Annotated in this window: 18 protein-coding genes; 7 read left to right on the top strand and 11 right to left on the bottom strand. The window is 55.4% G+C overall.

All coding sequences use genetic code 11. The features are described 5' to 3' along the window. The first annotated feature begins 3 nt into the window (after window positions 1–3). The 4 genes from LAO76_24755 to LAO76_24740 all read left to right on the top strand — a co-directional run bounded on the left by LAO76_24755 (window position 4) and on the right by LAO76_24740 (window position 5,341). Window positions 4–1,395 carry an efflux transporter outer membrane subunit gene (locus LAO76_24755; protein ID MBZ5494147.1) on the top strand — a complete coding sequence of 464 codons (1,392 nt, stop codon included), beginning with the start codon at window positions 4–6 and terminating at the stop codon, window positions 1,393–1,395. Window positions 1,396–1,554: 159 nt separating this feature from the next. Continuing rightward, window positions 1,555–4,017 (top strand): mechanosensitive ion channel, encoded by a 2,463-nt coding sequence (locus tag LAO76_24750; GenBank protein ID MBZ5494146.1) that lies wholly within the window; start codon window positions 1,555–1,557, stop codon window positions 4,015–4,017. Between the two features lie 32 nt (window positions 4,018–4,049). Continuing rightward, window positions 4,050–4,679, top strand: a complete 630-nt coding sequence (locus LAO76_24745; protein ID MBZ5494145.1) for a VIT1/CCC1 transporter family protein — start codon at window positions 4,050–4,052, stop codon at window positions 4,677–4,679. After that, entirely contained in the window at window positions 4,676–5,341 is a 666-nt protein-coding gene (locus LAO76_24740; protein ID MBZ5494144.1) for a hypothetical protein, read from the top strand. Before LAO76_24745 ends, LAO76_24740 begins: the two co-directional genes overlap by 4 nt. A 203-nt stretch (window positions 5,342–5,544) precedes the next feature. On the opposite strand, the gene LAO76_24735 is transcribed toward LAO76_24740, so the two are convergent. Continuing rightward, complete coding sequence (locus tag LAO76_24735; GenBank protein MBZ5494143.1) at window positions 5,545–6,711, bottom strand: ATP-binding protein; 1,167 nt, start codon at window positions 6,709–6,711, stop codon at window positions 5,545–5,547. A 93-nt stretch (window positions 6,712–6,804) separates the two neighbouring features. Here LAO76_24735 and LAO76_24730 point away from each other — a divergent pair, with 93 nt between their 5' ends. Beyond that, window positions 6,805–8,655, top strand: coding sequence for a DUF4209 domain-containing protein (locus tag LAO76_24730; protein ID MBZ5494142.1), 1,851 nt, complete (start codon window positions 6,805–6,807; stop codon window positions 8,653–8,655). A 625-nt stretch (window positions 8,656–9,280) separates the two neighbouring features. Here the strand turns inward: LAO76_24730 and LAO76_24725 are convergent. Together LAO76_24725 and LAO76_24720 are read right to left on the bottom strand one after the other, a co-directional pair. Continuing rightward, complete coding sequence (locus tag LAO76_24725) at window positions 9,281–12,091, bottom strand: decarboxylase (protein ID MBZ5494141.1); 2,811 nt, start codon at window positions 12,089–12,091, stop codon at window positions 9,281–9,283. Between the two features lie 33 nt (window positions 12,092–12,124). Further along, a complete protein-coding gene (locus LAO76_24720; GenBank protein ID MBZ5494140.1) occupies window positions 12,125–13,606 on the bottom strand; it encodes a porin in 1,482 nt (493 codons plus the stop codon). 224 nt (window positions 13,607–13,830) lie between these two features. On the opposite strand from LAO76_24720, the gene LAO76_24715 reads away from it, so the two are divergent. Then, window positions 13,831–14,091 (top strand): hypothetical protein, encoded by a 261-nt coding sequence (locus LAO76_24715; protein ID MBZ5494139.1) that lies wholly within the window; start codon window positions 13,831–13,833, stop codon window positions 14,089–14,091. Window positions 14,092–14,114: 23 nt separating this feature from the next. Then, complete coding sequence (locus tag LAO76_24710; GenBank protein MBZ5494138.1) at window positions 14,115–14,591, top strand: FUSC family protein; 477 nt, start codon at window positions 14,115–14,117, stop codon at window positions 14,589–14,591. Between the two features lie 162 nt (window positions 14,592–14,753). Here the strand turns inward: LAO76_24710 and aspD are convergent, their stop codons facing one another. The 8 genes from aspD to LAO76_24670 all read right to left on the bottom strand — a co-directional run bounded on the left by aspD (window position 14,754) and on the right by LAO76_24670 (window position 26,070). Next, entirely contained in the window at window positions 14,754–16,388 is a 1,635-nt protein-coding gene (aspD, locus tag LAO76_24705; protein MBZ5494137.1) for an aspartate 4-decarboxylase, read from the bottom strand. A gap of 27 nt (window positions 16,389–16,415) precedes the next feature. Next, complete coding sequence (locus LAO76_24700; protein MBZ5494136.1) at window positions 16,416–18,173, bottom strand: aspartate-alanine antiporter family protein; 1,758 nt, start codon at window positions 18,171–18,173, stop codon at window positions 16,416–16,418. 154 nt (window positions 18,174–18,327) lie between these two features. After that, on the bottom strand, window positions 18,328–19,176 hold the full coding sequence (ppk2, locus tag LAO76_24695; protein ID MBZ5494135.1) for a polyphosphate kinase 2: 849 nt from the start codon (window positions 19,174–19,176) through the stop codon (window positions 18,328–18,330). Window positions 19,177–19,198: 22 nt separating this feature from the next. Continuing rightward, window positions 19,199–20,836: a SulP family inorganic anion transporter gene (locus tag LAO76_24690; protein ID MBZ5494134.1), complete on the bottom strand. Its 1,638-nt coding sequence runs from the start codon at window positions 20,834–20,836 to the stop codon at window positions 19,199–19,201. 106 nt (window positions 20,837–20,942) lie between these two features. Continuing rightward, a complete protein-coding gene (locus LAO76_24685) occupies window positions 20,943–21,914 on the bottom strand; it encodes a DUF2950 domain-containing protein (protein ID MBZ5494133.1) in 972 nt (323 codons plus the stop codon). A gap of 34 nt (window positions 21,915–21,948) precedes the next feature. Then, entirely contained in the window at window positions 21,949–23,220 is a 1,272-nt protein-coding gene (locus tag LAO76_24680) for a DUF3300 domain-containing protein (protein MBZ5494132.1), read from the bottom strand. Window positions 23,221–23,578: 358 nt separating this feature from the next. Next, window positions 23,579–23,917, bottom strand: a complete 339-nt coding sequence (locus LAO76_24675) for an STAS domain-containing protein (protein MBZ5494131.1) — start codon at window positions 23,915–23,917, stop codon at window positions 23,579–23,581. Window positions 23,918–24,312: 395 nt separating this feature from the next. Then, window positions 24,313–26,070 (bottom strand): OmpA family protein, encoded by a 1,758-nt coding sequence (locus tag LAO76_24670; GenBank protein ID MBZ5494130.1) that lies wholly within the window; start codon window positions 26,068–26,070, stop codon window positions 24,313–24,315. Between the last annotated feature and the right edge of the window lie 285 nt (window positions 26,071–26,355).

The raw sequence follows: 26,355 nt of genomic DNA, 5'->3' as shown, positions 1-26,355 counted from the left end.
TTTATGAAGCGCATTTATTGTTTGGTTACGATCGCAGTTATATTCCTGGCAGGTTGCAAACTAGGCCCTAACTACAAGCGGCCTAAAATCGATGCTCCTACGGTATACCGCGCTGCTGACCAAGCGGCAACGCAGAACGCCGCGTCACTAGGCGATGAAAAGTGGTGGACGGTTTACCAGGACCCGGAGTTGCAACAGTTGATCCGCACGGCGTTGGCGGAAAATTACGACGTGAAGATTGCCGCGGCTCGTGTGTTGCAGGCGCAGGCAGTGCTCGGCATTACGCGCGCCGACCAGTTCCCCACCGTGGATGCAGGCGCTTCCGGCTTGAATCAACGCATTCCCAATACTGCGGCGGGACCGGAGACAAATACCGGCGCTATGGCGGTGAACCTCTCGTTATTCTGGGAGATAGACTTCTGGGGCAAGTTCCGGCGTGCCACGGAAGCGGCTCGCGCAAACCTGCTCGCCACCGAATGGGGACAGCGCGCCGTGATGACAAGTCTGGTCAGCAACGTAGCTACCGCTTATTTTCAACTTCGCGAACTCGACTTGGAGTTGGAGATTTCAAAACAGACGCTCTCCACGCGCGAAGAATCGCTGCGACTAGTGAAAGTCCGCGCCCAGGGCGGCGTCACGTCGATGATCGACGTTCGCCAGTCTGAGCAGTTGGTTTATGGCGCTGCCGCTAACATTCCCGATCTTGAGCGGCGGATCGAGCAGCAGGAAAATTTCATCAGCGTCTTGATCGGCAAAAATCCCGGCCCTATCGTTCGAGGCAAGCCTCTCATTGAAAACGCAATTCCGGCGACTGTTCCTGCGGGTTTGCCTTCAGCGCTGCTGGAGCGGAGACCTGACATTCAATCAGCCGAGCAACTTCTGGTCGCAGCGAATGCGCGCATTGGCGTGGCCAAAGCGGCTTATTTTCCGCAAATTGCTCTCACCGGCGTGGGCGGATTCCAGAGCTCGGCCCTGACTAGCCTTTTCTCCGGGCCCGCAGGATTTTGGAGCGCCGGCGCGCAGCTTGCACAACCCATCTTTACCGGTGGCAAGATTCGTTCCGGCGTAAGGCTCTCCAAGGCACAACAGCACGAAGCAGAGCTGTTCTATAAACAGACCATCCAGCAGGCTTTTCGCGATATCTCTGACTCGCTGATTGCCTACATAAAGAACCAGGAATTTCGGCAGCAACAGGAGCTGCTGACGAAGGCTGCCGAGGACGCCACCCGGCTCTCCGATGTGCGCTATCGCGGTGGCGCGGCAAGTTATCTTGAGGTGCTGGATAGTGACACGCGTTACTTCTCTGCCCGGCTGAGCCTGGCGCAAGCAGACCTTAACGAGCGGCTTGCGCTGGTGCAGGTTTATAACGCGCTGGGAGGAGGATGGGAGCAGTAGTCACCTTCGGCCCTTGATCTGCGCCCGTTTGCAAATATGCGCAACGGACCATCCAAACGCGCGAGTTACATCAGATCCCAGCGATCGGCGAACCGACACAGAGTCGCCATCTGCCAGCTTATCGCTGGAATTCTGTTCCTCTGCTTTGCGGTTTTTCCGTTGCACGCCCAGATACCGGCGCTCCTGAAGCCGCCGATCGCACCTACGCCCGCCGCGCAGGCAGCAGCCACTCCAACTCCATCTCCAACACCCGTTCAGGCGATCCCTCTGCCGGAGATTGCGAACCAGGCAGAAGAAATGGATGGGCGGCTTCGCGAGGTTTCAAAAAAGCTTGTACCTGTTCTGGAAGTGCGGGTTTCCGATCCTGAAGGGAAAGCACACGCTGAAGAGGTCCGCCAGCGGGCGCGCCAGACGGAAGATCTCCTGGACGGCATGCCCAACATGATGCAGCTCCAGGATGAAGACCACTACTGGCGCGCTCTCTCAGACCAATATGGCAGTCAGCGCAAAGTGTTGACCGCGCGCGCCGCCGATATCGAGGAACAGGTGCGATTGCTTGATGCCAAGCTGGCGCAGTGGCAAGCCACATCTGAGCAGGTCCATCAGAAGCCCGGGCTTGAAGTGGTAGCGGAACGGGTGAAGCGGGAGGTGGCTGCGATACAAAAGGTACGCTCAGACGCCCAGGAGCAACTGAACCTCATCCTGACTTTGCAGAACCGTATTTCTGAACAGGACCGTGAAGTCTCCAGCATGCTGGTGAAACTAAGCGAGGCGCACGAACGGTTGCGCGAGCGGTTATTCGAAAGGGACAGCTTTCCTTTGTGGGCAGCCCGGGAACTGCGGCTTTCAGACCAGTCGTTCAGTACGATGCTCTACCTCTCCGCCGGGCGCGGGTTCACGGGAGCACCGAATTTTGTGCGCGCGAACTGGGGCAATCTCCTGGGGACGGCGGCTATGTACGTTTTTGCATTGCTGGTGGCCTTCCGCTTCAAGCGTTATGTGACGGGCCCAGGCAAGCTGACGGAGAGTGAGGCCGCATCAGAGGTATTCGCACGCCCCTATTCCGTCGCGTTATTGTTCTCGTCTCTTACAACGGTCGGGATCACCGCCACGGCTCCCACCGGTGTCTCACTCGTCGTCTGCCTGGCTTACATTGTTCCGATTCTGCGACTCCTTCCCGCGCTCATTGAGCCCCCGATGCGGAAGGTTATGTATACGCTCTGCGTTTTTTATGTTCTCCAATGGACTCACCTGGTCCTGCAGTTTGGAGGGACCTTTAAGCGCGAGCTTTTTGCGATGATCCTTTTTCTTGCCCTGCTGACGTTCGCTTGGGTGACCCGTCCCTCCCGTCTGGCGACACCGCCCGGTTCAGGGTGGCCACGTAAATTGCTCATCATTGGAATCCGGGTTGGCCTGCTTTTGCTGGCGGTTTCACTCTGCTTCAACATTCTGGGATTTGTTTCACTCTCACAGCTTCTGGGAGTAGCAACACTGTTTGCCGGCTTCATATTTGCTTTGATCTATACCATCGTAAGGGTCCTGGAGCTGGCATTGGCGATTGTTCTCAACAGCCAATGGTTTCTATCGTTGCCGGAAAAGCCTTCTGACGGGATTGAGCGCTGGGGACGGCGGCTGATCGTCGGTTGTGCCGCTCTGCTGTGGCTGAATATTGATCTGTACCTCTTCGCAGCGCACGATGCAGTGATGCAGGCCCTCAACAGCTTCCTCGAGTATCCTATCGGCTTTGGAAAGGTCCACATCACGCTGGGTGGCACACTGAGTTTAGTTTTCTTCCTGCTGCTCGGCTATGTTATCGCCAATATTGCGAAGTTTGTGCTGGAGGAGATCCTGCTTCCCAAGCTGTCATTGCGTGGCGGTTTGGGCTATGCCATCTCCCGAGTTACATACTATGTCCTGCTGGTTGGCATCTTCTTTGGCGCAATGGCCAATGCGGGAGTGGAGCTGAACAAATTCACCATGATTACCGGCGCGGTGGGACTGGGCGTGGGATTCGGGCTGCAAAACATCGTGAATAATTTTGCTTCCGGTCTCATCATTCTTTTCGAGCGTCCATTCCGGATCGGTGACACCGTAGAGGTTTCCGGCGTGGTTGGTACGGTGAAGCGGATCGGGGCCCGATCCAGCACGATTCTGACTTTTCAATATGCCGAGGTCATTGTTCCAAACAGCAATCTGCTCTCCAACCAGGTGATTAACTGGACGTTGACTTCAGCGCGCCGCCGCGTTGAGATACCCGTGGGAGTAGCTTACGGCACGAACCCGGAATTGGCGCGGAAGCTGCTGATTGAGGTGGCGCATGCGAATCCTCGCATCCTGAGGGACCCAAAACCAGAAGCATTCTTCCTGGGATTTGGAGAGAGCGCGCTCAATCTTGAGCTCAGGTTCTGGGCCGCTCAATCAATATGGTTCGAGTTGAAAAGCGAGATCGGACTGGCGGTTTTCCGGGCATTGCGCCAAGCCGGGATTGAAATCCCATTTCCACAAAGAGACCTGCACGTTCGCAGCATTGAGAGCGCCCTGCAAGTGGAGAGTTCTGGTAAAGACGGCATAACCGCAGTATCGGACCGCGAACTCGCTCGAAAAGCCAGCGGCGGCCGGTGATCGCCATGAACGCGCCGGCAATTTCCAAGCGCGTGCTTGACCCAGCGGAGAGAGCTTCAGAAGTATTGTTCGGATTGATTATGGTGCTCACCGTGACGGGTTCCCTGCCCGTGGCGCGGGGCACGAGCACCGATGTTCACACGCTACTCATGGCTGCGCTGGGGTGCAACCTGGCCTGGGGCGTGATCGATGCAGCCATGTATCTGATGGCATGCTTCAGCGAGCGAGGGCATGACGTGCTCATGGTGCGAAGGGTGCGCCATGCGGAGGACCCGCAGGCGGCCAGACGAATCATTGCCGGCAGGCTGCCGCCGCTGCTGGCGGCTCACCTTCCCGACACGGATTTAGAGGTGATACGGCAGAGATTGAAACAACTGCCGGAGCCGCCGGCACACTCCGGCTTCAAGAAGAAAGATTGGCTTGGGGCACTGGGCGTGTTTCTGCTGGTGTTCGTCTCGACGCTTCCCGTGGTGGTCCCATTCACGGTAATCAAAGATGCAAGGCTGGCGCTACGCATCTCGAATGGAGTGGCCATTGCGATGCTGTTTCTGGCTGGTCATCGGCTGGGGCGTTACACCGGATACAAGCCATGGAAGATGGGGCTGTTCATGGTGTTGATCGGGATTGCCATGGTCGGAATCGCGATTGGGCTTGGGGGATGATGACCGCACGACATCTCGCAACATTCCTCGTCGCAATTCTTTGCGCCAGTCAGGCGCGCGGCCAAGCGACTGGCCAAACGCCGCCGAGCCAGGAGCCATCGAGCGCGACGGCACCGGCGAATCCATGGGAATTCAACTTGAGCGTGAGCGGCTACATCGTGCCCGATGGGCAATCGTATGTTCAACCCACATTCATGGGGGACCGCGGCAAACTGCACGCGGAAGCGCGTTACAACTACGAAAGCCCGCGGACGGGGTCGCTGTGGGTCGGCTACAACTTGAGCGTGGGAAAAAAGGTGGTGCTGGAAGCCACGCCGATGATCGGCGGGATATTTGGCGACGTGAATGGCGTCGCGCCCGGGCTGCAGTTTACGGTCACTCGCAACAAAGTTGAGCTGTACAGCACGAACGAATACGTTTTTGATGCGGCCACCAAAGCGGGAAATTTTTTCTATACGTGGACACAACTGACGTATTCGCCGGTGAAGTGGTTTAAAGGCGGCTACGTGGTGCAGCGAACGCATGCGTACCAGACGCCACTGTCCGTTCAGCGCGGTCTGCTGGCGGAGTTCACCCATAAGAAAATGCAATTCGCAACCGACGTTTTCGATTTGGGCGAGGCCAGTCCAACGGTGGTGCTCACGATGGGGTACAGCTTTTAATTTGAATGGGGCGGACGCCGCAATGAAGGCGCGGAGGGGGAAGAGGCTCTCCGCGTGTTTCTTACCCCACCCATCACAAAAGGGGCGAAGGATGGCGCACCCACGGAATTGTGGATTAAGATAGCAGGAAGGATTGGCCACCCCACCCTAGCCGGGCGGGGTGCTTGGTATGTTGGCCGCCCATCCTTGACTAACGGTCACCTTCATCTGAAATCAGCTTCCAAACGGTCATCCTTTGCGTCCCGGCCGAACGCCCAGTAAATCTCTTGAATCATTCCCTTGCATTTCGGGAGCAATTCTCTCTCATCTTCGGCTGCACTGGCCCTGGTATTCACTTCCACCTCATTATCGATAACGCGGACAGTATTTATGATGGCATTGCGAAGAACACGATCCGATACGCCACAGATGCGCATTCCAACATCAAAAAGGCCGAAATAGCCGCATTTCCTGTAAAGGTCTCTCGCATACTCCACCGCAGCCAACAGTAATTTAGCCGCTGCCTCTGGAAGGAATACTTTGTCGTGAATCTGTTTGTCCCACCAAAACTCGATCTCGGAGTAGATCAGCCCTTGCTGGTGAAACTCCGTGTAATAGTAGTCCGCTGATTCATCGCGTGCCCAACTCACGCCATCCCGAACTGGGCGCGGACTACCAGATGGAAACTGCCCAATTGCAGGCATTGGCCGGAATTGTTTGGCGGTGAGTTGGAACAACTGCCTTGGAGTGGCTATTGGCCCACGCGGAAATGTAGGCACGGTCCATATCACAAATCGACCCTCAGGTTCAGGGCGATGGTTCCGGCCAATGACCTTCGCAAGGAAGTATTGGGAATGGCGAAATGCTTGGTCGATTATCCGCTGCTTTTCGATCATGCTCTTTTGTCGTTTTTGAAGGAACCATTCAACCTCCTCAACAGTGGCCTTCTTCATCCAGTCCGACACGTTGTCAGCGCGGACGTACACGGTGGTGCGCTGATCTACCGCGTGACCGTATTCACTCTCATGAACACGAATAGCGACCACTGCTTTGTCAGGTGCGGCCAGAGTTGGATCACTCTTGAATTCCACCACGCTCACTTCTGATATCAGCGGTGGATAAATGGAATTGATTCCGATTTGGATGACTCGCTCACGCAAACCCGGCCCCATCGGAAGACCTTTAACGGGCAAGATCCCTCCGCCAGTTGGGGTCTCTTCTACGCCGATCAAGATCATGCCGCCAAAGGTATTCGCCATCGATGAAATGGTTTTTTCCAATTTGCTTGGAAACTGCTCCTTGAAATCCAGCAGGGTTCCTTCTCTAGCGCCTGATTGAAGGAATTGTGCGATGTCCTGAATGGTGATGTGCTCTATCGGGATGTTGAACAAGGGCATCTCCTGCGTGAGTAATGTCTGATTGTACTTGTTCTTTGACCACTGACCTGCCTGTCATGGCAGGTTCATTGCTGTTAGCATTTCACTATGAATATCCCTGATTGGCTAAAAGAAGCCTTGAGCAATTATGAAATCCGCACAGAGCCTCACGGTGAGCTAGAAGTGTTTGAAGCTATCAGGAACGCCAAAAAGCAGCATGGCGATGTCCCAGACGATGAAGAATGGGACTGCTTTCTTGCGGAGTCATCGGCTTTTGGCTTTATGACACGGCGCGGTGAGCCGAGCGTCTGGAATACCTATTTTGGCCCGATGGCAATTTACACGCTTTCAGACGGAACCGAAGGGCGCAATCCCGATATCGCGCAGCTCAATGAGAATACGGTCACGCACTGGCAGGAGAGAGCGACATCGGTAAAGAATCCGATGATGTCTGCTCGGTATGCCGATTTGGTTTGGGACTTGACCAAAGCTATTACAAAAGGCAATCCTGATTATAGATTTGCACAGCTTGCAATCGACCAGTACATGAAGGCTGTCGAGAACGGCCTGTACACAATGGAGATGTACGCAGTGCATTGGCTTGAACGGGCGTTCAATCTGGCTGTTGCCTTGAAAGACGACAAACGCGCCAAAGCAGTAATTACGCTAATTTTTGTGTTTTATGACTTCGTTGTCAACCCCAAGAAAACAGGCGTTTGGATTTTCCCCTTTGACTGCCTTTATTCGAGAAGGGATTTGCTCAGGCCGGACGAAGCAGACCGCCTCATTGCTGATCTTGAAAGAATGCTGGATATCACATCTGGAAGTGGTAAGCCTGAAGAGTTCGACCCTTTTGGCGCTCAAGCTGCCGCAGAGCGTCTCGCCCAGCATTATCGTCGGTTAAACGATAAGGCAAATGTGGAGAGAGTTGTAAAGCAGTACGGCGCCGCGTTTGAGAGGGTATCCAAAGACGGAAGTCCAATGCTTGCCCAGTCTTGGCTTCTGCCGGTCATAGAAAGATATGAGCAGGAAGGTCTAAAACAGGACGCGGAACGACTGCGGATTCTTTCAGAGGAAAAGGGCAAACATGTCGGTGACGATCTCAAGGAACTTACTGCGACTTTTTCTATTAGTCAGGCAGAGCTTGAGGGTTTCATCAATGAAATGCTTGCAGACGATCTTGATGGTGCTCTGACCCGCATCGCTGTTAATTTCACCCCGAACGCAGACGAGACACGTAAAAACCTGCGTGAGATAAGCGATATTGCGCCTTTGATGTCGCTCTTCTCTGTTGTTAAGGTGTCACCTGACGGTCGACCATCCGCAAAAGTCGGTTCACTTGAAGAGGACCCGGATGGAAGGCTGCACATGGAAATTGGGAACTCCATCAGCACATATGTTCCGTTCCTGGCAAAGGTCGTTGACGCGGTAAGAGAAAAATATGCGCCTACACCGCAACAAATGATTCAATGGCTGTCCAAATCGCCTGTATTCCCCGAATCAAGAAGAGAGTTCGTGGCAGAAGGCTTGCTGGCCTACGAGAGCGGCGATTACCTCAAGTCGATTCACGTACTGGTTCCCCAGGTGGAACACGCGCTAAGAAATCTTCTTGTCCTAATGCAGATCCCGACAACAAAAGCCGTGCCCAGACATCCGGGCATTACAGACGTAAAGAGCATGAATCAAGTCCTGGACGATGAGCGTGTCAGAGAGGCATTAACGGAAAACATGTGGAGATATTTGACGGTGCTCTACATTGATCGGCGCGGTCTGAATATTCGTAATGACCTGGCTCATGGGCTTCTGGAGATGCCGACGTTTAACCGAGCAATTGCCGACAGAGTTTTTCACAGCCTACTTGTGTTGGGGCTAATTCGCACTGTTCCTAAGCCTCATGCGGATGACTTGGGACAAGCCAAGACATCAGGGGCAGCGGGCGATACAGGAGCATCGTCTTGAGTGAGCTGTGCGCACTTTTTTCGTTGACATATGGGCGAACAAATGGTAGATTTAAATATTCGGCCTTAGGTTGAAGTGTGCCCTGGGGCTATGATCTTTGACAACAGAAGCTTCTAGCTACTAGCCGCTAGCTCCTGGCCAAGGCCAAATACTATACGCTTTGCGACCCTCTGCCGACCGAACAGTAAAAACGGAAAAAGAAGGCTGAAATTGAGCCGGATTCGACCGCTGAAAAACAGAGAAAAAAGGCATCGACAGCCTTTTGACAGGCCTTTCGAATTGGGGTTGGGCCTTTGTTATCAACAAACGTGTTAGGGGGGGTGGGGTCTATGGCTGAAGGACGCAAGCAGAGGGCTGCAAGAATCGCCGTGATCGCGCGTAATCGCCGTCATCGCGCGAGATCGGAAAACCAAGAACCTGGGATCCACTTGGGATGACTATAGGTAAGTGCTTTGGAATCCTAGTTGAAGGATAGGGGGAGGGGGTAGGCAAGATCGCCGACAACGCCGACATCGGAGAACCAAGAACTTCAACCACAGAAGACACGAAGGAACACGGAGTAAACCTCAGGGTCAGCCATCCAAGTTAAAAATTCCCCGCCCCTATAAGAGGCGGGGAGTTGGGTTTACGCTGCGGATTTTCCTTTGACCCGTTTCTCTTCCACCGGGCCGCGAGGACTCTGTGGTTTTGCGGCCTCAAGGAAAGATGCCTTCAACAGCTTCAATCCCAGCGAGGCGGAAAATCCGTGGATCTCCTTCACGTCGAGCTTGCGCATGAAACCAATGGTCTCAGCGGTAATGACCTGGCCGGGCACCATGATCGGGAACCCGGGCGGGTATGGGATGACGAAGTTGGCCGAAACCAGCGCGGGGCCTTCCTTGATGCGCCGGTCAATCTCCGGGCTGTTGAGCTTGAGGTGTTCGCATTGCTCTTCCCTGTAAGCGCCAAAGAAGCCGGCCCGCATGTTGCCTTCACTGGTGATGCTGGCGGGATTTTCGCGCAGGCTGTCATGGAAGCAGCTGAAATTCGGGAGATCAGGCACGTCTTCCATGAGCGACTTCACGCGCGCCGCAAAGACCTCACGCTCATCCTTGCCCGCTTCCTTCAGCTTCTTCTCGATTGCCTGTGAGATGGTGACCAGAGTCTTGATCAGGTGGGCCACGTCACTCCGGGTGTTGTTGATGTTGGTTTGGAACAGCACGCTGTTGCGCGAGGTTTTATTCAGTTGAATGTCATACTCGGCGGCAAGCATGTTCTTGAACTGCGTGCCGTCGTAGCCGGCAGTGCCGCACACCAGGGTGAGGCGTGTGACGTCCAGCGCAAACTCATCTTCGCGCAGGGCCTTGATTGCCGTTGTCCAGTTTGCGCCGGGGGTGAGGTAATCCACAAAGCCGGAGTTGCGGAAATCTGAAGGGATCATTTCATCCGCGCCCAGAAAGTGGAAATACTTTGAGATTAGCGGATGAGAATTGACTTCACGCCGCAGATCAAGCGCCAGTTGGATAGCGCGGTTGACGAGCTCGTAACCTTCCAGCTCCATCTGCCGCCGCGCAATGTCCAGTGAAGCGATGATCTGCTGGTTCGGCGACGTGGAAGCATGCGTGAAAACCGCTTCATGGAACTGCTCTTCCACGGTGTGATAGTCCTGGTCTTTCACCAGCACCATGGACCCCTGGCGCAGTGACGACATTGATTTATGCGTGGAGTTGGTCTGGTAAACGCGTAGACGCACCTTGTCTGGATTGGCCAGCAGCCGCGTCTTCAGCAGCGTTTCATCTTTGGGATTCAGATCGCCGCCGAGCTTCTTTACCTGTTCGAGGTACGCTGCGCGATACACCGGGTCCTTGAACTTCTTTTCCAGAATCGCTGCCGCGCCCATGGCAGTGCGACGGCGATAGAAAGGACTGAAGCGCGCAAAACCGAACCAGGCTTCATCCCACAGGAAGATGAGATCAGGCTTGATCGCCAGGCACTCTTCCATGACGCGCTCCACGTTGTAAATCTGGCCGTCGAACGTGCAGTTGGTGAGGACGAGCATTCTCGCCCGATCAAGCTTGCCTTCCGCCTTCAGGTCAAGCAGTGCTTTCTTGATTGTGCGCAAGGGCACCGCGCCGTACATGGAGAACTGGGTCAGCGGATATGCCTCAACGTAAAGAGGCAGAGCACCGGAAAGGACCGCGCCGTAATGATGCGATTTATGGCAGTTGCGGTCCACGAGCATGATGTCACCAGGACCGAGCAATGCCTGCTCCACCATCTTGTTCGATGTGGATGTGCCGTTGGTGACAAAAAATACATGGTCGGCCCCGAAGGCGCGCGCAGCCATTTCCTGGGCTTTCTTGATATTTCCGGTCGGCTCCAGCAAGCTGTCAAGACCGCCGGTGGTTGCGGACGACTCCGCCAGGAAAAGATTCAGGCCATAGAACCGGCCCATGTCGCTGATCCAGTTTGATTTGAAGATCGACTTGCCGCGCGCAACCGGCAGCGCGTGGAAGGTCCCGATAGGACGCTGCGCGTATTTTTGCAGGTTGTCAAAAAACGGCGTCTCGAAGCGGTCGGCAACGCCATCCAGGATGCTGAGATGGAGTTCAAGCGGTTCTTCAACCTGGTAGAAAATTCGCCGCAGGCACGTGGCTTCAGGATTGCCCGCGATCTTTTCCACTTCGCGATCGCTCAGCAGATAGATGTCCAGCTCAGGACGAATCAGCTTGATGCCTTGTGCGAGCGAAAGAGCCAGCTCCGGTGAAGTGACATCAATGCCGGTTGCGGCAAGATGATTGGCCAGGAATTCACGCAGCACAGGACTGTTGTGCGCGGACGGGAACGGAATGCCTTCTGAAATGATGACCGCTTCCAGACCTCCGTTCAGGATTGTTCCCAGCACAGCATCTTCAAAGCTGCCAACAAATACGGTTTCATACACGAATGAGTCTTGTGACCGGCGCAGCTTGCGAAATTCCTCTTTGAAAGCAGGCCACGTTTCAGGGCGCGCAGCCGAAACAATCAGGACTTCAAAATAAGGCTTGTGCGAAGTATTTCCATCGCCGGTGATGGGCAACTTCTCACTGATGCTGCCCGGAAATATTTCTTCACTTTCCCAGTCGGCGGCGTTTGTCCGATAAGAGTGTGTGAGCAGCGCGGCGCTGATGGCCTGCACCAGCCTGACCGTGCCCGTGACATCGCCTTCAGAAATGCGCTCTCTCACGACGTTCAATAGCGCGGGGCCGGGATAGGCAAAGAACTCTTCCCACTGCCGCAGTTCGACGAAAATAGCCACCACGTTGGCGCGCTTGGCTTCCGTTGCCGAATTCTGCAGCTTCGCTGCTTCCCACGCACGCGCGGCGCTGAGCAGTGTGCGCCACCGGTCATGACGCGCTTCCGCCACGGTGAAAAACTGGTCAAGCCGGACGTTCTGTAAGTTTGTTGTGTTACTCATAATTGCCGTCCATTCCTTTTCTGAGCGGATGCTCTACTTGTTGGAACTTTTCAGTTGCATGAAGTTGTACTTTGCGCTGATTTGAATTCTGGGCGCGTTGCCCGTGCTGTTGTCTTTGTTGACCCGCCAGCCATAAAGAAATTCTGTGCCAAAGCTCAATTGCGGGATCGGGCTCCAGATCAGGTTCGTCGCGCCGTATTCGCTGCGATGAAACGTTGATGGGGTTTGTGCGGCGGTGTTTTCAGACTGGAGAAAACCATACACCACCGACGAACGCAGCTTCGGCAGCCAGAAATGCTGGTACCCGCCATAGGTGCCAAACATCGGCACGGCTTCAAGGCGGGGATCCTGTAGGCTGATCACGGCAGCATCAATGCCCAGTCCTGACGAGTCATTGATATACCGCGCAATGCCGTTGCCATATGCGCCCTGGTAGGTGAGGTTGTCTTTGCCGATCTTAAACAGTCCGGAAAGATTGAGGCCCCATCCAAAAACGGAATCGCTGCGTCCGTCGGGCAGGAAGGCCGAGATATCGCGCAACAAGGCGGCAAGTTGCACATGGCCGAAATCCATGTCGTGGCGGAATTGCACGGTCCCATCCGGGCTGGGGGTGTTGGGCGAAGCTTTGAACTCAGGGGTTGAGAAGGCCACATCAGAGCTCGGCTTCTCAATGGAAATGCTGGTGGTGGTTGTCTTGCCGAGGCGGAAGGTATACCGCATCATCGGATTACGAATGAATACCTGGCTGTTTGGACCTTGAAAATCCAGCGTATCCGGACTGGCGTCAATATCCATGAAGTTGGAGAAGGTCTGGCCGATCAGAAGATTTTTTCCTTGCGCATAGGCGTGGCGCAGACGCGGCGTGGTGGAGCTCGATCCGAAGAAATCCACTTCAAGGAAAAACCTGAGTGTTCGCGCTGTTTCTGTGGGCACAAGGAAATCCACGTTGATGCGGCTGGGACGGACCGAGATCGTCGAGTTATTTACGTTGGCAGGCGCAGGAATGGGAATGCTGGATGGGATGAACCGTTCCTGGTCGCCCGCCGGCCTTGGATCAAAAGTAACGTCGCTCTTGGCATAACCGCCGATCTTCATGAACGTTTTTGTTCCGGGCAGGCGGAAATAGCCGGGATATTTGGGATCCAGAGGCGCATTGTCATACCGCGGCGCTGCCACCTGGTCCTGCGAACTTGTCTGGTAATCCAAAGTAGCTTTACCGGCGGTCTGTTCTGTTTTTATGTCCTTGGAGGCTTCTGAAACTTTCGTTTCCTGCTGCGTATCCTGGCCGCTGGAGGCTGCTTGCATTGCGGAAGGTTGCGTAACGGAATCGGTTCCCGCCAGTTTCTTGATCTGCGCCTGGAGTTCCGCTACCTGCCTCTGTAAAAGGTCCACCTGCTGCTGCAAAGTTCCAGACTCGGATCCCGCTGTCGTCGGCGCTTGCGCAAAGCTGGTGTACGGGACCGCGATAAACAATGAAATAAAGAATAAGAACATTGCGAGTCGAAGTGCTTTCATAACCCTTCCTTGATTGAGGGCAAGTCGCCCCAGCCTGCACAAATTAAAGATAGAAACCGCGATAAATCGCAGTTGAGCAGCAGCTTATGCCGCACGCCAGGGCCGAGAAACTGTCAAAACTACCAGTCGTCTGGCCCCATGAAGGCGTGTAACTTCAAACTTGCCGGGACGCAACGCCTATTGGCTGGAGTATTCCGATTTATCTGACAAGGATGGCGGGACCGATGGCTGACCGAATTCGAAAAAACCGCACGCAAGAAGCAGAGTGGCAGACGGATGCGTTCGTTTGGAGAGCGATTCGCTATTTGGACTCTGCTACCGATTACCGGGAATACCTGCCCGGTGATCAACACACCGCACCTCTTGCACAGAGCGATTTCGTTGTGCTGGATGACAGTTCCGGCTTCGATTGGCGCGGGCTGCGCGACCTTGCTCTGATCGCACTTCTGGTTACGATCATCCTGCTGCTGGCTCTGCACAATTGACCACGAAGCCTAGAACGGACAACGTGAAATTGCGCAAGCTGACGGGCGCATTTCAAGTTGCCATACGTGCGGCGCTGGCCGCCGGCATCTCCGTGCTTCTGGCTCAGCTCTGCAGATTTGAACATCCCATCTACGCGCTCATCGCAGCGGTCATCGTGACCGATCTTTCGCCCGCCCGGACAACCAAACTCGGTCTGCAACGGCTGGCGGCTACCGTAGTTGGAGCTTCATGCGGCGCAGTCGCGGGAACGGCGCTGGGCGCGGCTGCATGGGCCATTGGCCTGAGCATCTTCGTCGCCATGGCCACATGCCATCTCCTGCGGGCTTCTGACGGAGCGAAAGTTGCGGGCTATATCTGCGGCATCGTTATGATCGCTCACGGCACGCATCCGTGGGTCTATGCTTTTTTTCGACTGATAGAGACCTCGCTGGGCATCGGTGTGGCGTGGCTGTTGAGCCTGGTGCCCAAGCTGATTCACGTTGAGGAACCCGGCAGCTAACTTCCGGAATCAACAAACCAGATATGAAAAAAAGGAAGCGGACTGAGGGTTTTTACGCCTTGCGTCCGCTTCCACTGTTTTCGAAAGTCCGCCCGGCTAACAGGTGAGGAGAAACCGAGCGTAATTTCGAAACATCCTTAAACGCCTCTCCTTGCCGGCTACCTAGGTGGTCAATGCCGGTTCGTGCACCTCTTCACGGTGCTTTGAGGCCTCAAATGCGTCGCGATAGCCGCGCGCGATCGCCCGAACGCCGCGCCCGATTTCCTCGTACACCTCGTCGGGCAGGTTGGCCAGCGAGACGCGCAGCGACCAGTCTGGCGCCTCAAATCCGCCGCCGTTCAGAAGCACGATCCCGTGGTCCTCAGCCAGACGGAAGGCGAGATCGAGCGGATGGACGTTTTTCTTAAGGTACTCAACAGCTTCCGCACCGATGTTCTTGCGCGCCCAGAACTCAAAGTCGATCAAGCCGTAATAGGCGTCATAGAACGGGTTCGGAGGAAGTTCAAGCCCCAGGCCCTCAAGCAGGGACGTAACGCGCCGATAGACAATTTCGCGGCACGCTGTTTGATACCGTTTCTCCGTGTCCATCAGCTCGGTCAGGGAGAACAGGCTCATCATGACCTGCTGCGGCAATGAGAGCCCGGCAGTGTGGTTCAGCGCCACGTCGCGACTATCCGCCACGATGCGGTCAATCAGCTTGAGTTTGCGCGGCTCAAGAGTTATTGGGCCGTAGCGTTTGTCGAGCGCGCGAAGCTCAGTATCCGGCAGCTTCGCGATCATTTTGTCGAAGATGTTGTCTTCGTGGATCGCGATAACGCCGAGCCGCCAGCCAGTTGCGCCGAAATACTTCGAATAGGAATACACGCCAATGGTGTTTTGCGGCAGCTCGCCCAGCAATGACCGGAAACCCGGGACCAACGTTCCGTAGACATCATCGGTCAGCAGCATGAGGTCAGGCCGCTTGGTCTTGACCAGGTTCGCGAGCTTGGCGATCGTCTCCGGGCTGAGCGCAACGCCGGTTGGATTGCCGGGATTCACCAGGAAGAATGCTTTGATCTTTGGATCTTCCAGCTTCTTGAGCTCCGCATCGGTGAACTGGAAGCGGTTCTCCTGAGGGGCCTCAATGTTAATGATGTTCAGGGCATAGTCTTCGAGATGCGGCATCTCGATGTAAGGCGTGAAGATGGGCGTGCCCAGCGCGATTGTGTCGCCGGGAACCAGGAGACGATTGGCTTTCAGCGATTTAAAGATGTAGCACATTGCTGCTGTCCCGCCTTCAACGGCGTAGAGGTCGAACTTGCCAGCGGGGCGCGGATCACCACACATCGCCCACATCAGGTACTCATGTGTGATGCGCTCATTGTGGACCAGCATACGGTCAGGGACCGGATAGTTATCGCCAATGATCGAGTCAACAAGTTCGTGGACGAAGGCATCCGGCTCAAAGCCGAAGTTCTTCACTGCAAACGGTACCATCGCCGCCAGAAAAGATGCGCCTGGCATGTCGGTATGCTTGGCCAGCCACGTCTCAAGACGCGCAGCAATGCCCTGGGCTTGCGGCATGCCGCCGATGCCCGCGGGATGCTCCATCACGCGTTTGCTTTCGGTGATGGCAAACTGACCGAGCAGGAAATAGCCCTCGCGCGGCGTGGTTGCTATCCAGTTGGGGTTGCCGCGACCGGCGTTGAGGAACGCCGACTGCGTAGTCCGGGATGTCTTTTTGGCGAGCTTGATCAACTCGTCCTTGATCTCAAACGGGCTCAGTGTTTCAAAGCTGCGAAGATTTACGAGATCCATGGTTTTTCTCCTCGGTCATTTCCAAAGTCATTTGGCCAGGAGCATGATGAGCACCATGCCCCAGATGGTCAGCAGCGTGTTCCCTACTGCGTAAGTTACTGTGTATCCCAGCGCAGGCACCTGGCTCTCACCCTGATCGCAAACCAGGCCTAGCGAGGCCGTTGTGGTGCGCGCCCCGGAGACGATGCCCAGCAAGAGTGCATCGTGGAAGCGGAAGAGGTATTTGCCGACGGCCATCCCCAGAATGAGCGGTACCGTTGTTGCCAGAGCGCCCCACAGGAAAAGACCAATGCCCTGCGTCTTTAAACCATTCACGAAGCCAGGACCGGCTGAGATGCCGACCACGGCTATGAAGATATTGAGGCCGACGGAGTTCATGAACCAAACCGTCGATGTGGGAATGCGCCCGAACTTTGGATGCACGGAACGCAGCCAGCCGCAAACGAGTCCGGAGATGAGCGCGCCGCCGGCAGTTGAAAGGGTAAGCGGTATCCCGGCTACCTTCCAGACCAGTGCGCCGATCAGAGCTCCGACTGCGATTCCCGCGCCGATGAATGCAACATCAGCAACGTCAGTGGCGCGATCCGGTACGCCCAGCATTTTGATGGTGGTGTTGGTGTCCTGGGTGCGGCCGACCACGGTAACAATGTCACCGCGAAAGATTTTTGTATTCGGCAGAATCGGAATCGACGTGGCAACCGCGCCGCGCACGATCTTCCGCAGGAAGACGCCGCGAGCGCCAGGCGACTCGGCAAGCTCAGCAAGAGTCTTGCCGTCCACTTCTTTATTGGTCACATACACGTCCACGCCTTCTACCGGAACGGCCAGCAATTCGGGATCGTCAACTTCAATTGCGACTGAGCTGGCAACGCTTGCGATGTCGCGTGAACCTGCCACGGCGACCAGCTTCGCGCGTTCGCCAATAATGTTCACCAGCGCTTCGCGAGCGCCCGCAACCGCTACCACGTCGCCTTCCCGCAATACGGTGTCCGCGTTTGCTTCTTCAATGACTCCGTTACGGCGTATGCGCTGTACGAACAAACGCGCACCGGGAAATAGCGCCTCAGCCTCAATGGCGCGGAGACCAACCGCTTTGCCTCCCGGCTGTACACGGAATGCACGCACTTCCCAACGGCGCCACGCAGTACCGGGTCCGCCAATCTCCTTCTTGCCACCCTGCTTCTCTTCGTAATCTTTGCAGGCTTTCTTGAGATCAATGCGGAACAGCGCCGGACCAAGCAGTGCAATCACCAGCGCGGAGCCCACGGTGCCAAACAGATAGCTCACCGCGTAGGCAACCGGCATGGAATCGAGCAGCTTTTTAGCGCCGTCACCGGGAAGACCTAATCGGTTGATCGCATCGGTTGACAGTCCCATGGCAGCGGAAATGGTTTGTGACCCCGAGTACAACCCTGCTCCAAAGCCGAGGTCATAGCCCGCGATCTTGACGATCGCGAAGGGAACAGCCAGGCAGAACACACACTGAACGACCGCGAACAAGGCTTGCGGCATGCCATCCTTAGCGACACCGCGAACGAACTGCGGCCCAACGGCATAGCCAACGGCAAACAGGAACATGAGGAAGACCGTCGCCTTTAAGGGCTGCGAGATCGTGATCCCAAGCTGCCCAATGATGACGCCAGCCAGCAGAGTGCCGGTGACAGCCCCCAGGCCAATGCCTTTGAAAGTGAACTTGCCTACGTAGTACCCAATCGCGAGCGCTAGAAATATGGCAATCTCCGGGTACTGGCGGAGCGTCGCAGCAAACCAGCTTAGTATGACCATATGTGCCTCCTTGCTATAAATAGGTGACGCCTGCGGTCCCGCAAGATCAACCGAAAGGCGTTACGACTGAAGCATAGCGAGGGCGAGAACCCAGATCGACTGTCAGATGTAACAGTTTTCGTTTCGCATGGTGTGAGAACCTGCCCTCTCCTGATCAGAACTTCTCCGGCACGTATTTGTACGGATAGTCCAGTTCACGATAGCCACCCGCATCCTGCCGCTTGGGCAATTTCACCTTGTCTCCAGGGAGCTCTTTATACGGAATCTGTTTCAGAAGGTGGGAAATAATATTGAGGCGCACGCGCTTCTTGTCATTCGCGTCAGCCACGTACCAAGGAGCAAACGGCGTGTCGGTATTGGAAAACATGTCGTCCCGCGCCCGGGAGTAGTCATACCAGCGGCTGTAGGACTTCAAGTCCATGGGCGAGAGCTTCCAGATTTTTCGTCCGTCGTCGATCCGCGATTCGAGCCGTCGAGTCTGCTCCTTGGCGCTCACTTCCAGCCAATACTTGATCAGAATGATGCCGGAATCCACCATGGCCCTCTCAAACAAAGGCACCACGCGCAGGAATTTCTGGACCTGCTCGTCAGTGGCAAAGCCCATCACCCGTTCCACGCCCGCGCGGTTGTACCAGCTGCGGTCAAAAATGACGATCTCTCCTGCCGCCGGAAAGTGCGGCGCATAGCGCTGCACGTACATCTGGCTTTTTTCGCGCTCGGTCGGCGCGGGCAATGCCACCACGCGGAAGATGCGCGGGCTCACGCGCTCAGTAATTGCCTTGATGGTTCCGCCCTTTCCCGCGCCATCGCGGCCTTCAAACACCACGCAGACCTTGAGCCCTTTGTGTACGATCCACTGCTGCAGCTTCACCAGTTCCTCATGTAGGCGGCAAAGCTCTTTTTCATACTGTTTTCTTTTCAGCTTCTTGTGTGCGTGAGCTTCGCCTTCATGGCCGTTCCTTGGCAATTCAGCCACCCTGCCGTTGTGTGCTTCGGATTTCATAGCGTCACCTCATGTCGTTGTGTTAAGCGGCCCCCTGGCCACGCGCGGGAGCAGGTTTTGTCTGCTCGTAGCGTTCAACCGCCCCTTGCAAATTCAAGAACATCCGTTCCCGGCCCAGCTTCTCGCCAAGCTTGGAACGCGATACTGTCGCGAACGCGTTGGGATTGAGCGCGGCAAGCCACAGAGTGATGCCGTCGCGCTCAAGTCTCTCGTCGGCTTCGGCTAGCATCTTCAGCGCGGTGTATTCGATGTCGAAGATCGCGCTGCAATCAATCGTGATGACAGACGGCTTCGCTTGTTCGATCAGCGGCCACATTCTGTCGCCGATGCGCTGTGCATTCGCAAAAAAGACCCGGCCCTCAACTCGCACAATCAGCAGCCCGGGCCATGTCTCATCATCCGGGTGCTCTGGTGAGAGCGGCCTGAATACGTGAGTATTGCGCTTGCGCCCCACCGCATACACCGGCGGACTATAAGCCTGTTGAGCAAGAGCAAGCACGGAGGTGATGACCGCCACCAGGATTCCGCGCAACGTGCCCAGCAGCGCGACGCCCGCAAATGCAACCACAGCCCAATAGAATTCCGTCTTGCGCACGCGGGCGATCTCACGAAACTCGCCAAGCTTGATGAGTCCCACAGAATAGACGACGACTACGGCCGCCAGTGTGGCATTGGGCATCATGCCAATCAGCGGCGCTAGTAACAGAAGCGTGGCAAGCGCAACTGCGGCGGTAACGAGTTCAGCCATCTGTGTATGTGCTCCTGCGCTGCGATTGACGGCTGTCTGCGTGGTGCCTCCGCCGGCCGGCATGGCGCCGAAAAAACCGCCTGCAATATTCGCGGCCCCAACGGCTAGCAGCTCCTGGTTCGGAATCGGGCGCGGCTCTCCCGCTTTGGCGAATGCGCGCGCCGCGGCAATGCTTTCAGTAAAGCTCATTAAAGCAATGCCAACAGCGCCGGGCCACATATCTTCCAGGAGCGCGAGATTTGGCCACATCAAGGATGGAAGCTGGCGCGGGATTGCGCCCACCGTCTCTACTCCCATGTGCTGGAGTCCAAGCAAGGCAGAACCGGCAATGCCCACAGCCACGGCGATCAGCGGCGCGGGCGCTTTCGGCGCGAACCGCTCCAGCGCAACCATCAGCACGATCATGGCAAGGGCAAGTAACAGCGTTATCCGCGATGTCTGGGGCAGGTGCTGGATCATTGCCAGAATGTCTCGAAAGAAACCCGTCTTCGTGATATGGAAACCAAGCAGCTTGGGGACCTGGTCCACCACAATCACCAAGCCAATGCCGGCCTTGAAACCAGCAAGAACAGGGTCGGAAATAAAGTTGGCGATAAAGCCAAGCCGAAGGACCGACGCCAGCAACAGCATCGCGCCAACCAGAACCGCTAGAGTTGCGCCGGCTGCGATCAACTCTCCGGGCCCGCCGTTGGGCGCCACCTTTCCCAGTTCAGCAGCGGTAAGGATTGCGATTGTCGTTGTTGTGCTGACACTGAGCGGTCTTGATGTGCCCAGAAGCGCGTAAATCACCATGGGCACAAAGACCGTGTACAAGCCGACTTGTACCGGGAGTCCGGCGATGGTGGCAAACGCCATCGCTTTGGGAATGACAACCGCGGCCGCTACCAGCCCGGCGATAACGTCTGCGCGCATCCATTGCCTTGGATAGTCGCGCAGCCACGTTATGCCGGGGATAAGGCCGCGTTGGCTTGCTTCACCAGTCAATTTCAAGTGTCCTGGAGACCTTTACAGTCTCTGTTCAGAGCGCGTCCTGGGTTTCCTGCCAACCCTTGTCTGGGTTGAACCGGTCCATCTCTTTCACGATGTTGAGAGAGTTTGGTCCGAGGTCCTTCTCAAGCACGATGCCATACTGGTTCACGATAAAGGTCTTCACACCAGTCACCCGGTATTCAGCCGGGACAGCCACCAGCGCAAAACCGCCAATCATGAATCCATGGATCATGTAATCGAGTTTGCCAAGAGCAGCGTTCGGGCCTTGGCCGTTCAGGATTTTGAAATAGTAGCCATGGTAAGGAGCTGCCTTGTCCGTGTAACCCTGCTCAATAGCACGTGCGATGCCTTCGCTGATAGGCCCGCCCGGTGTGCCGTCTTCGTTCTTCCAGCACAAACCATCGTGCTTTCCGGGAGTACTGATGATCTTTTTGGCATACTCATGAAGAGTTGAGTCGTCATGGAGCGTGGAGACGTATTCCTTTTGCGCCTCTACATATCCATGCGCGATTTGGATAGCATCGAGTTCATTGGCTCCAATGCGCCGGAAGAGAATCTCTTTCCGGCCAGTTTGGGTATCGAAGAACCACTTTCCCTGTCTGAGGACAATCGGGATCGGCAGCGGCCATTGATCGTTCCCCACCAGCAGAGTGGCTTTTGTCTTTTCCACGCTGACCGTGTTCTTTTCATGAGCCTTCTCGATAAATTCCTGCGCTTTGGCCTTGTCTGCAACCGGGTCGGCGGACGCCACAAAGTCTTTGCCCTCAGGGCCAAAGATTTCGAGCAATGCCGGCACATCATAGCTCTCGGCCGCTTTGATCAGCGCGTCAGCAGCGAGTTGTGGAGTTGCAAACGATCTCTGGTTCACTGGCGCAGAAGTACTGGGCAGCAGATGTTTCACCTGCCCTTGTGCCCACACGGTCGAAGAGCAGGAGAGCACTGCCAGCAGAAGCCCGAGAAGGACCGTACGTAGTTTGATATTTAATTGACGCGATTTCATTTTTTCCTCCTTGATTTATCCTTCTTTGGTCAGGCTATCTCCGCCTTCCCCCGCCGCCACGGCCACCGCCGCCACGGAACCCGCCGCCACCACGAGAGCCACCAAAGCTGGAAGAACCCCGTGAACTGCTGGCCCTGGCCGCGCTCCGGCTTGACGAACCGGAAAAAGCGCTGCTGTTTCTGGATCCCATATTTCCGCTTGAAGTTTGTCTATTGCCAATGCGATCTCCGCCGCCACCCCAGTTACCGGTAGGTGAAGCCGATGGTCTGTTCGTGATTCCGCCGCTGTTAAAGCCTTTCCCGGCTCCTCCAAGATTTCCCTGGTTCTGGCGCGCCGCAGATTGCCTTTGGCCCATGTTGTCTCCACGAGCAGCGCCACCGTATTGCTTGGCAGTGGCTCTGTTCCCATAAGGGGCGCCGCCACGATGCTGCGGGTTGTGTTGCCAATTATTATTTGCGCCGCCATATCTGTTCCCGGCATTGGCGCGCTGGCTGTTGTAGTGGTTCACGTAATTGTTGTTGCGGTTGATGTTGATGTTGTTGTTACCGCCCCACCCGGCGTTCCAGCCCCATCCGCCGCCGCCCCATGCCGCGCCGATTGCCATTCCCACACCAAATGAAAGCAGCCTTCCTCCCGTCGGATAATAAGGAGGATATGCAACGGGCGGGTATGGATAGTAAGGCGCACCCCAGATCGAATACGGATCGTAATAGGGTACATAGGCGACTTCCGGACTGGCAGGCTCGATCACAACCACGGTCTTGTTCTCGATAACCTTGGTCTCCACCGTCTGTTGTTCCGTGGTCTTCAACACTCCTTTTTGCGTGGCCTTGGCGCGCATGCGCTGGACTGCTTCCATCACGTCATTCTGCTGCGCCAGAAAGGCATTGCCCAGGTTGTCCGTCCAGGCGATGTTGTCCGACAGTAGCTTTACAACATCGGGAAAAACGGCCATTGCCTGTATGCTTGGATCCCAGTTCTGTTTCAGAACGGCATCTGTCAGCGCCTTGTCTTTCAGGCCTTTGTTCTGTTCCAGCCATTGCTGAAGCTGTACGATTTCCAGCGGATAAGTACAGGCGACGAGGGTCTGGCTGAGCAGCGGATCTGGATAGAGCGCAATCGGAGCCACCAGCGAATCCAGTTGATCGTTGGATATCTTCGCGTCCTGGCTATCTGAAGTCGCTGCGGGCTGCTGTATCGCCCACGACACCGTACTCACGAGCAAAATCAGTACGGCACAAGTAAGAGCGATAAAATTTCGAACGATCTGGTTTGGAGCTCCGGATCGAGTTTGTGTAGGATTCATCACGAACTTCCCTTCTCAATAGCCTGTTGATTTCTTGCCCTTTTGGTCCTCTGAGCGGTTGGTGGCGACCAGTCTTTATGACGGAAACGTGCAGTGCACTCTTCCGGGCTATTGTCCATTCAGATTCTTTTCCGAAACGTGGATCTCTTCAACTGGCAGAACTAACAGTTAGGTAGGTCATCTCCGGTTAGACTCGGCTTGAAGGATAAACAACGCCGGCAAAAGCGACCGCCGACAGGGAAACCCATGCGGTCCGCCAAAATTTGAAACAGAGCACACCCTTGATCAAAGGGTGGCACTGCCGCTCGCGCGCGATCGCGAGACAGATGACCTTTGCGAGCCGGCAGATTAGAGAAGCCTAATTAAACGCGCTGATCGCCGTAGCTTCGTCGTCCTTGATATCGAAAACGGTGTAGAGCTTGGTGATCTGGAGCAGATCTTTGACTTTCTTGGTTAAGTTGAGCAGCTTCAAGTCGCCACCCTGCTTACGCACGGACGTGAAGGCGCCAATCAATTCGCCGATGCCTGAGCTATCAATGTAGGAGATATCGCCCAGGTTCAGCAGGATCTTCTTGTCTCCTTTATCCAGCAGGTCGTGGATTGTTTCGCGGAGCACCACTCCACCTTCACCCAGTGTGATACGGCCGCTCATGTCCACCACCGTTATTCCATTGACTTGTCGACTGCTTGCATTCATGGCATTCCTCCCCGGCATTTGCCGCGTTGCGGTTCCCCCAATAACTTTCGAGAGGCGAAGTTATGAGACAACTCTTACCTTAAATTGCAATCCGACGCACTACCACTGTCACTAGTAACAGTGCCCCCTCGTTCCTGACGAGTCACAAATGCTTTTCACGCACACTCCCCTTTGCTCTCATTGGAAAACCACTCTAAAATGCGCAGGCTTCATGGGCGAGCGGCTCGCAGTCTTAACCATCCTGATGGGAGTGGCGGTTTGTGATGGGAAGAAAACGGCACCAGGAAAAAATACCAGGGCGGAAGCGATTGCTCCGCCCGGTCGCCTGGTGCCGATCTATAAAGTCGATCCGGCCTTCTCAGGGCTTGCGCCGGGAGAAGGCCGGACGTTCGTCGCTATTGCTGTCCTGCCGCGGCAGTCGCACCAACTGGTGTGCTTACCTTCTCGACAGTACGCAATCCCTTGAAGCCGTTGCTTTCAAGGATCTTCGCTTCTTTGCTTCCTCTGGCAGGAAATACTTGCTTGGAGTCCTGCACAGGTTTCGTCGTAGGAATCATTGCAATGTCCACACGACGGTTATAGGCATGCACCAGGGCATCGGTTACCTTGCGATGCATCCCAGCGGCATCTTCCAGGGCCTTCACCGCAGCTTCTTCCAGCTGCGGTGTTTCTCCCTCTGGCACCACTTCTATCTTTGCTTCCGCGATGCCAAGAGCTACGAGAGCGTCTTTTGCGATTTTCCCGCGGCGCTCGCTCAGGGACTTGTTGTAATCATCGCTGCTGCGATGGTCCGTATGGGCCGTCAGCTTCAATTTCGCGTCAGGATCATACTCCAGGAACTTCTTAAAGCCTTCCACTGCCTCTTTAAGAATGTCGTTCTGACTGTTCAGCAATCCGATCTCCGGACGCTTCTCCGTTGGATATGCGGTCGGGAAAAAGATGCTGGTAAGCGGGACCACGGGCAAAGGCTCAATGGTGCCGGAGATGTGGACTGCAGCCAGGCTCTTGTCAGAGCCGCCGCAATTATTGCTGGCTACCAGGATATAAGTCGCCATTTCATCCACAGTGCCAACGTCGGTTTTCTTGGGCGCCGCAGGTACGGTCTTGTCACCATTGGTGGTGACCGATCCCAGCGGATCAAGGGAGGCCGTCTGAGCATTGGCGGCGGTCCAGGTCAGGGTCGAATTGCCGGGATCAATCACTTTGTCGTCAATCCGGCGATAGTGAACTTCGGTCGGCGATGCCTTCAGTGCTGTTTGCACTGTTGGGTCAACGTGGACTGTGGCTGTATGGGTCACAATTCCGCCGGGGCCTTTGGCCTGGAATGTGTAGGTGGTGGTCTGCGTGGGCGAATCCGTCCGCGAACCGTTCAGTGCCACCTGCGCCTCTGGTGATGCGGCAATAGTCACTTCGGCCGCTTCAGTGGAAGTCCAGGTCAATACTACGGGCTCACCACATTTAATGTCGTTCTTGTCTGTGGTAAAAGTTCCCGTTACCGGAGCAACGGTGATTCTGGCGCTGTTCGGTCCCGTGTGGAACCGGCTTAGCGACTCTTTGTGGCCTGCCTTGTCCCAATCGTGGTATGAGGTTGTATTGGAATCAACATGCACTACAACGCGCTGGTTGTTCTTTACCTCAATCGACTGTGTGAAAGCCGGCTCTGTTTCCTTGGGATTCACAATGAACAGCTTGTACGTTCCAACCGGGACCACGAGCTTCTGCGTACCCATTACCTTTTCATTGTTCATCTCATCGACATAGCCAACAAAAAAGTCTGGCTTCATTTCATTGAGGAAAACCGCGGCCTTGTCATTGGCGTTGCCTTCAATCTGGATGCGTCCCCATGGGCCGCTTACGTTGGCTCCAGACTTTTCCAGGCGGGCCACGATCTCAGGATTTTTTCCCGGCTGCAGCGTTACTGTTTGTACCTGCGGCGTATAGCCATAATTGTAGACGCCGATCGTATGCTCACCGGCGGTTAAAGTAATGGTCTGGCTGCGATGTGCGAACGGCTGCCCGTCCACAAAGATGTAAGCTTCTGGCGGACCGACTCTTACTTTCACGGTCGCCATATCTTGCGCCATTGCAAATGTCATGCCGAAAGCAAGAAACACAGCAACAGCAACGAAGCGACGAAATCCTGTGTGATACATTTACGAACCTCCTGCCGGTCCGACGAAGCGTGCGCTTCATCGGCGGTTATTTTCAATTGAGAAATTTTTCTGATCCCTGGACGGCATGAAAACCGTCTCCACCTAAGGATGGGCTGTGGCGAGGCTGAGGGATACTGGCAAAAGTACCAGTTGGGATATGACGAGGCCCGCAGCGCGAAAGTGTGGAAGCTATCTCTTCTTTTTCTTCTCGTGACTTGGCTAGAACCCAGCGAAATTGGCCGCTATACAGGAAAGTACTTCCCAATCTAAGAGCCGTCTTAATTA

This window comes from Terriglobia bacterium (assembly GCA_020072645.1).
Lineage (GTDB): Bacteria > Acidobacteriota > Terriglobia > Terriglobales > Acidobacteriaceae > Angelobacter.
Note: the sequence above shows the minus strand (reverse complement) of the source record. Positions and strands in the feature narration are given on the sequence as shown.

Bases quoted from the DNA above. Each gene is read 5' to 3' on its own strand.
- LAO76_24755 (MBZ5494147.1), top strand. From the start codon at position 4: ATGAAGCGCATTTATTGTTTGGTTACGATCGCAGTTATATTCCTGGCA.
- LAO76_24740 (MBZ5494144.1), top strand. From the start codon at position 4,676: ATGATGACCGCACGACATCTCGCAACATTCCTCGTCGCAATTCTTTGC.
- LAO76_24730 (MBZ5494142.1), top strand. From the start codon at position 6,805: ATGAATATCCCTGATTGGCTAAAAGAAGCCTTGAGCAATTATGAAATC.
- LAO76_24725 (MBZ5494141.1), bottom strand. From the start codon at position 12,091: ATGAGTAACACAACAAACTTACAGAACGTCCGGCTTGACCAGTTTTTC.
- LAO76_24720 (MBZ5494140.1), bottom strand. From the start codon at position 13,606: ATGAAAGCACTTCGACTCGCAATGTTCTTATTCTTTATTTCATTGTTT.
- LAO76_24715 (MBZ5494139.1), top strand. From the start codon at position 13,831: ATGGCTGACCGAATTCGAAAAAACCGCACGCAAGAAGCAGAGTGGCAG.
- aspD (MBZ5494137.1), bottom strand. From the start codon at position 16,388: ATGGATCTCGTAAATCTTCGCAGCTTTGAAACACTGAGCCCGTTTGAG.
- LAO76_24700 (MBZ5494136.1), bottom strand. From the start codon at position 18,173: ATGGTCATACTAAGCTGGTTTGCTGCGACGCTCCGCCAGTACCCGGAG.
- ppk2 (MBZ5494135.1), bottom strand. From the start codon at position 19,176: ATGAAATCCGAAGCACACAACGGCAGGGTGGCTGAATTGCCAAGGAAC.
- LAO76_24690 (MBZ5494134.1), bottom strand. From the start codon at position 20,836: ATGCGCGCAGACGTTATCGCCGGGCTGGTAGCGGCCGCGGTTGTCATT.
- LAO76_24685 (MBZ5494133.1), bottom strand. From the start codon at position 21,914: ATGAAATCGCGTCAATTAAATATCAAACTACGTACGGTCCTTCTCGGG.
- LAO76_24680 (MBZ5494132.1), bottom strand. From the start codon at position 23,220: ATGAATCCTACACAAACTCGATCCGGAGCTCCAAACCAGATCGTTCGA.
- LAO76_24675 (MBZ5494131.1), bottom strand. From the start codon at position 23,917: ATGAATGCAAGCAGTCGACAAGTCAATGGAATAACGGTGGTGGACATG.
- LAO76_24670 (MBZ5494130.1), bottom strand. From the start codon at position 26,070: ATGTATCACACAGGATTTCGTCGCTTCGTTGCTGTTGCTGTGTTTCTT.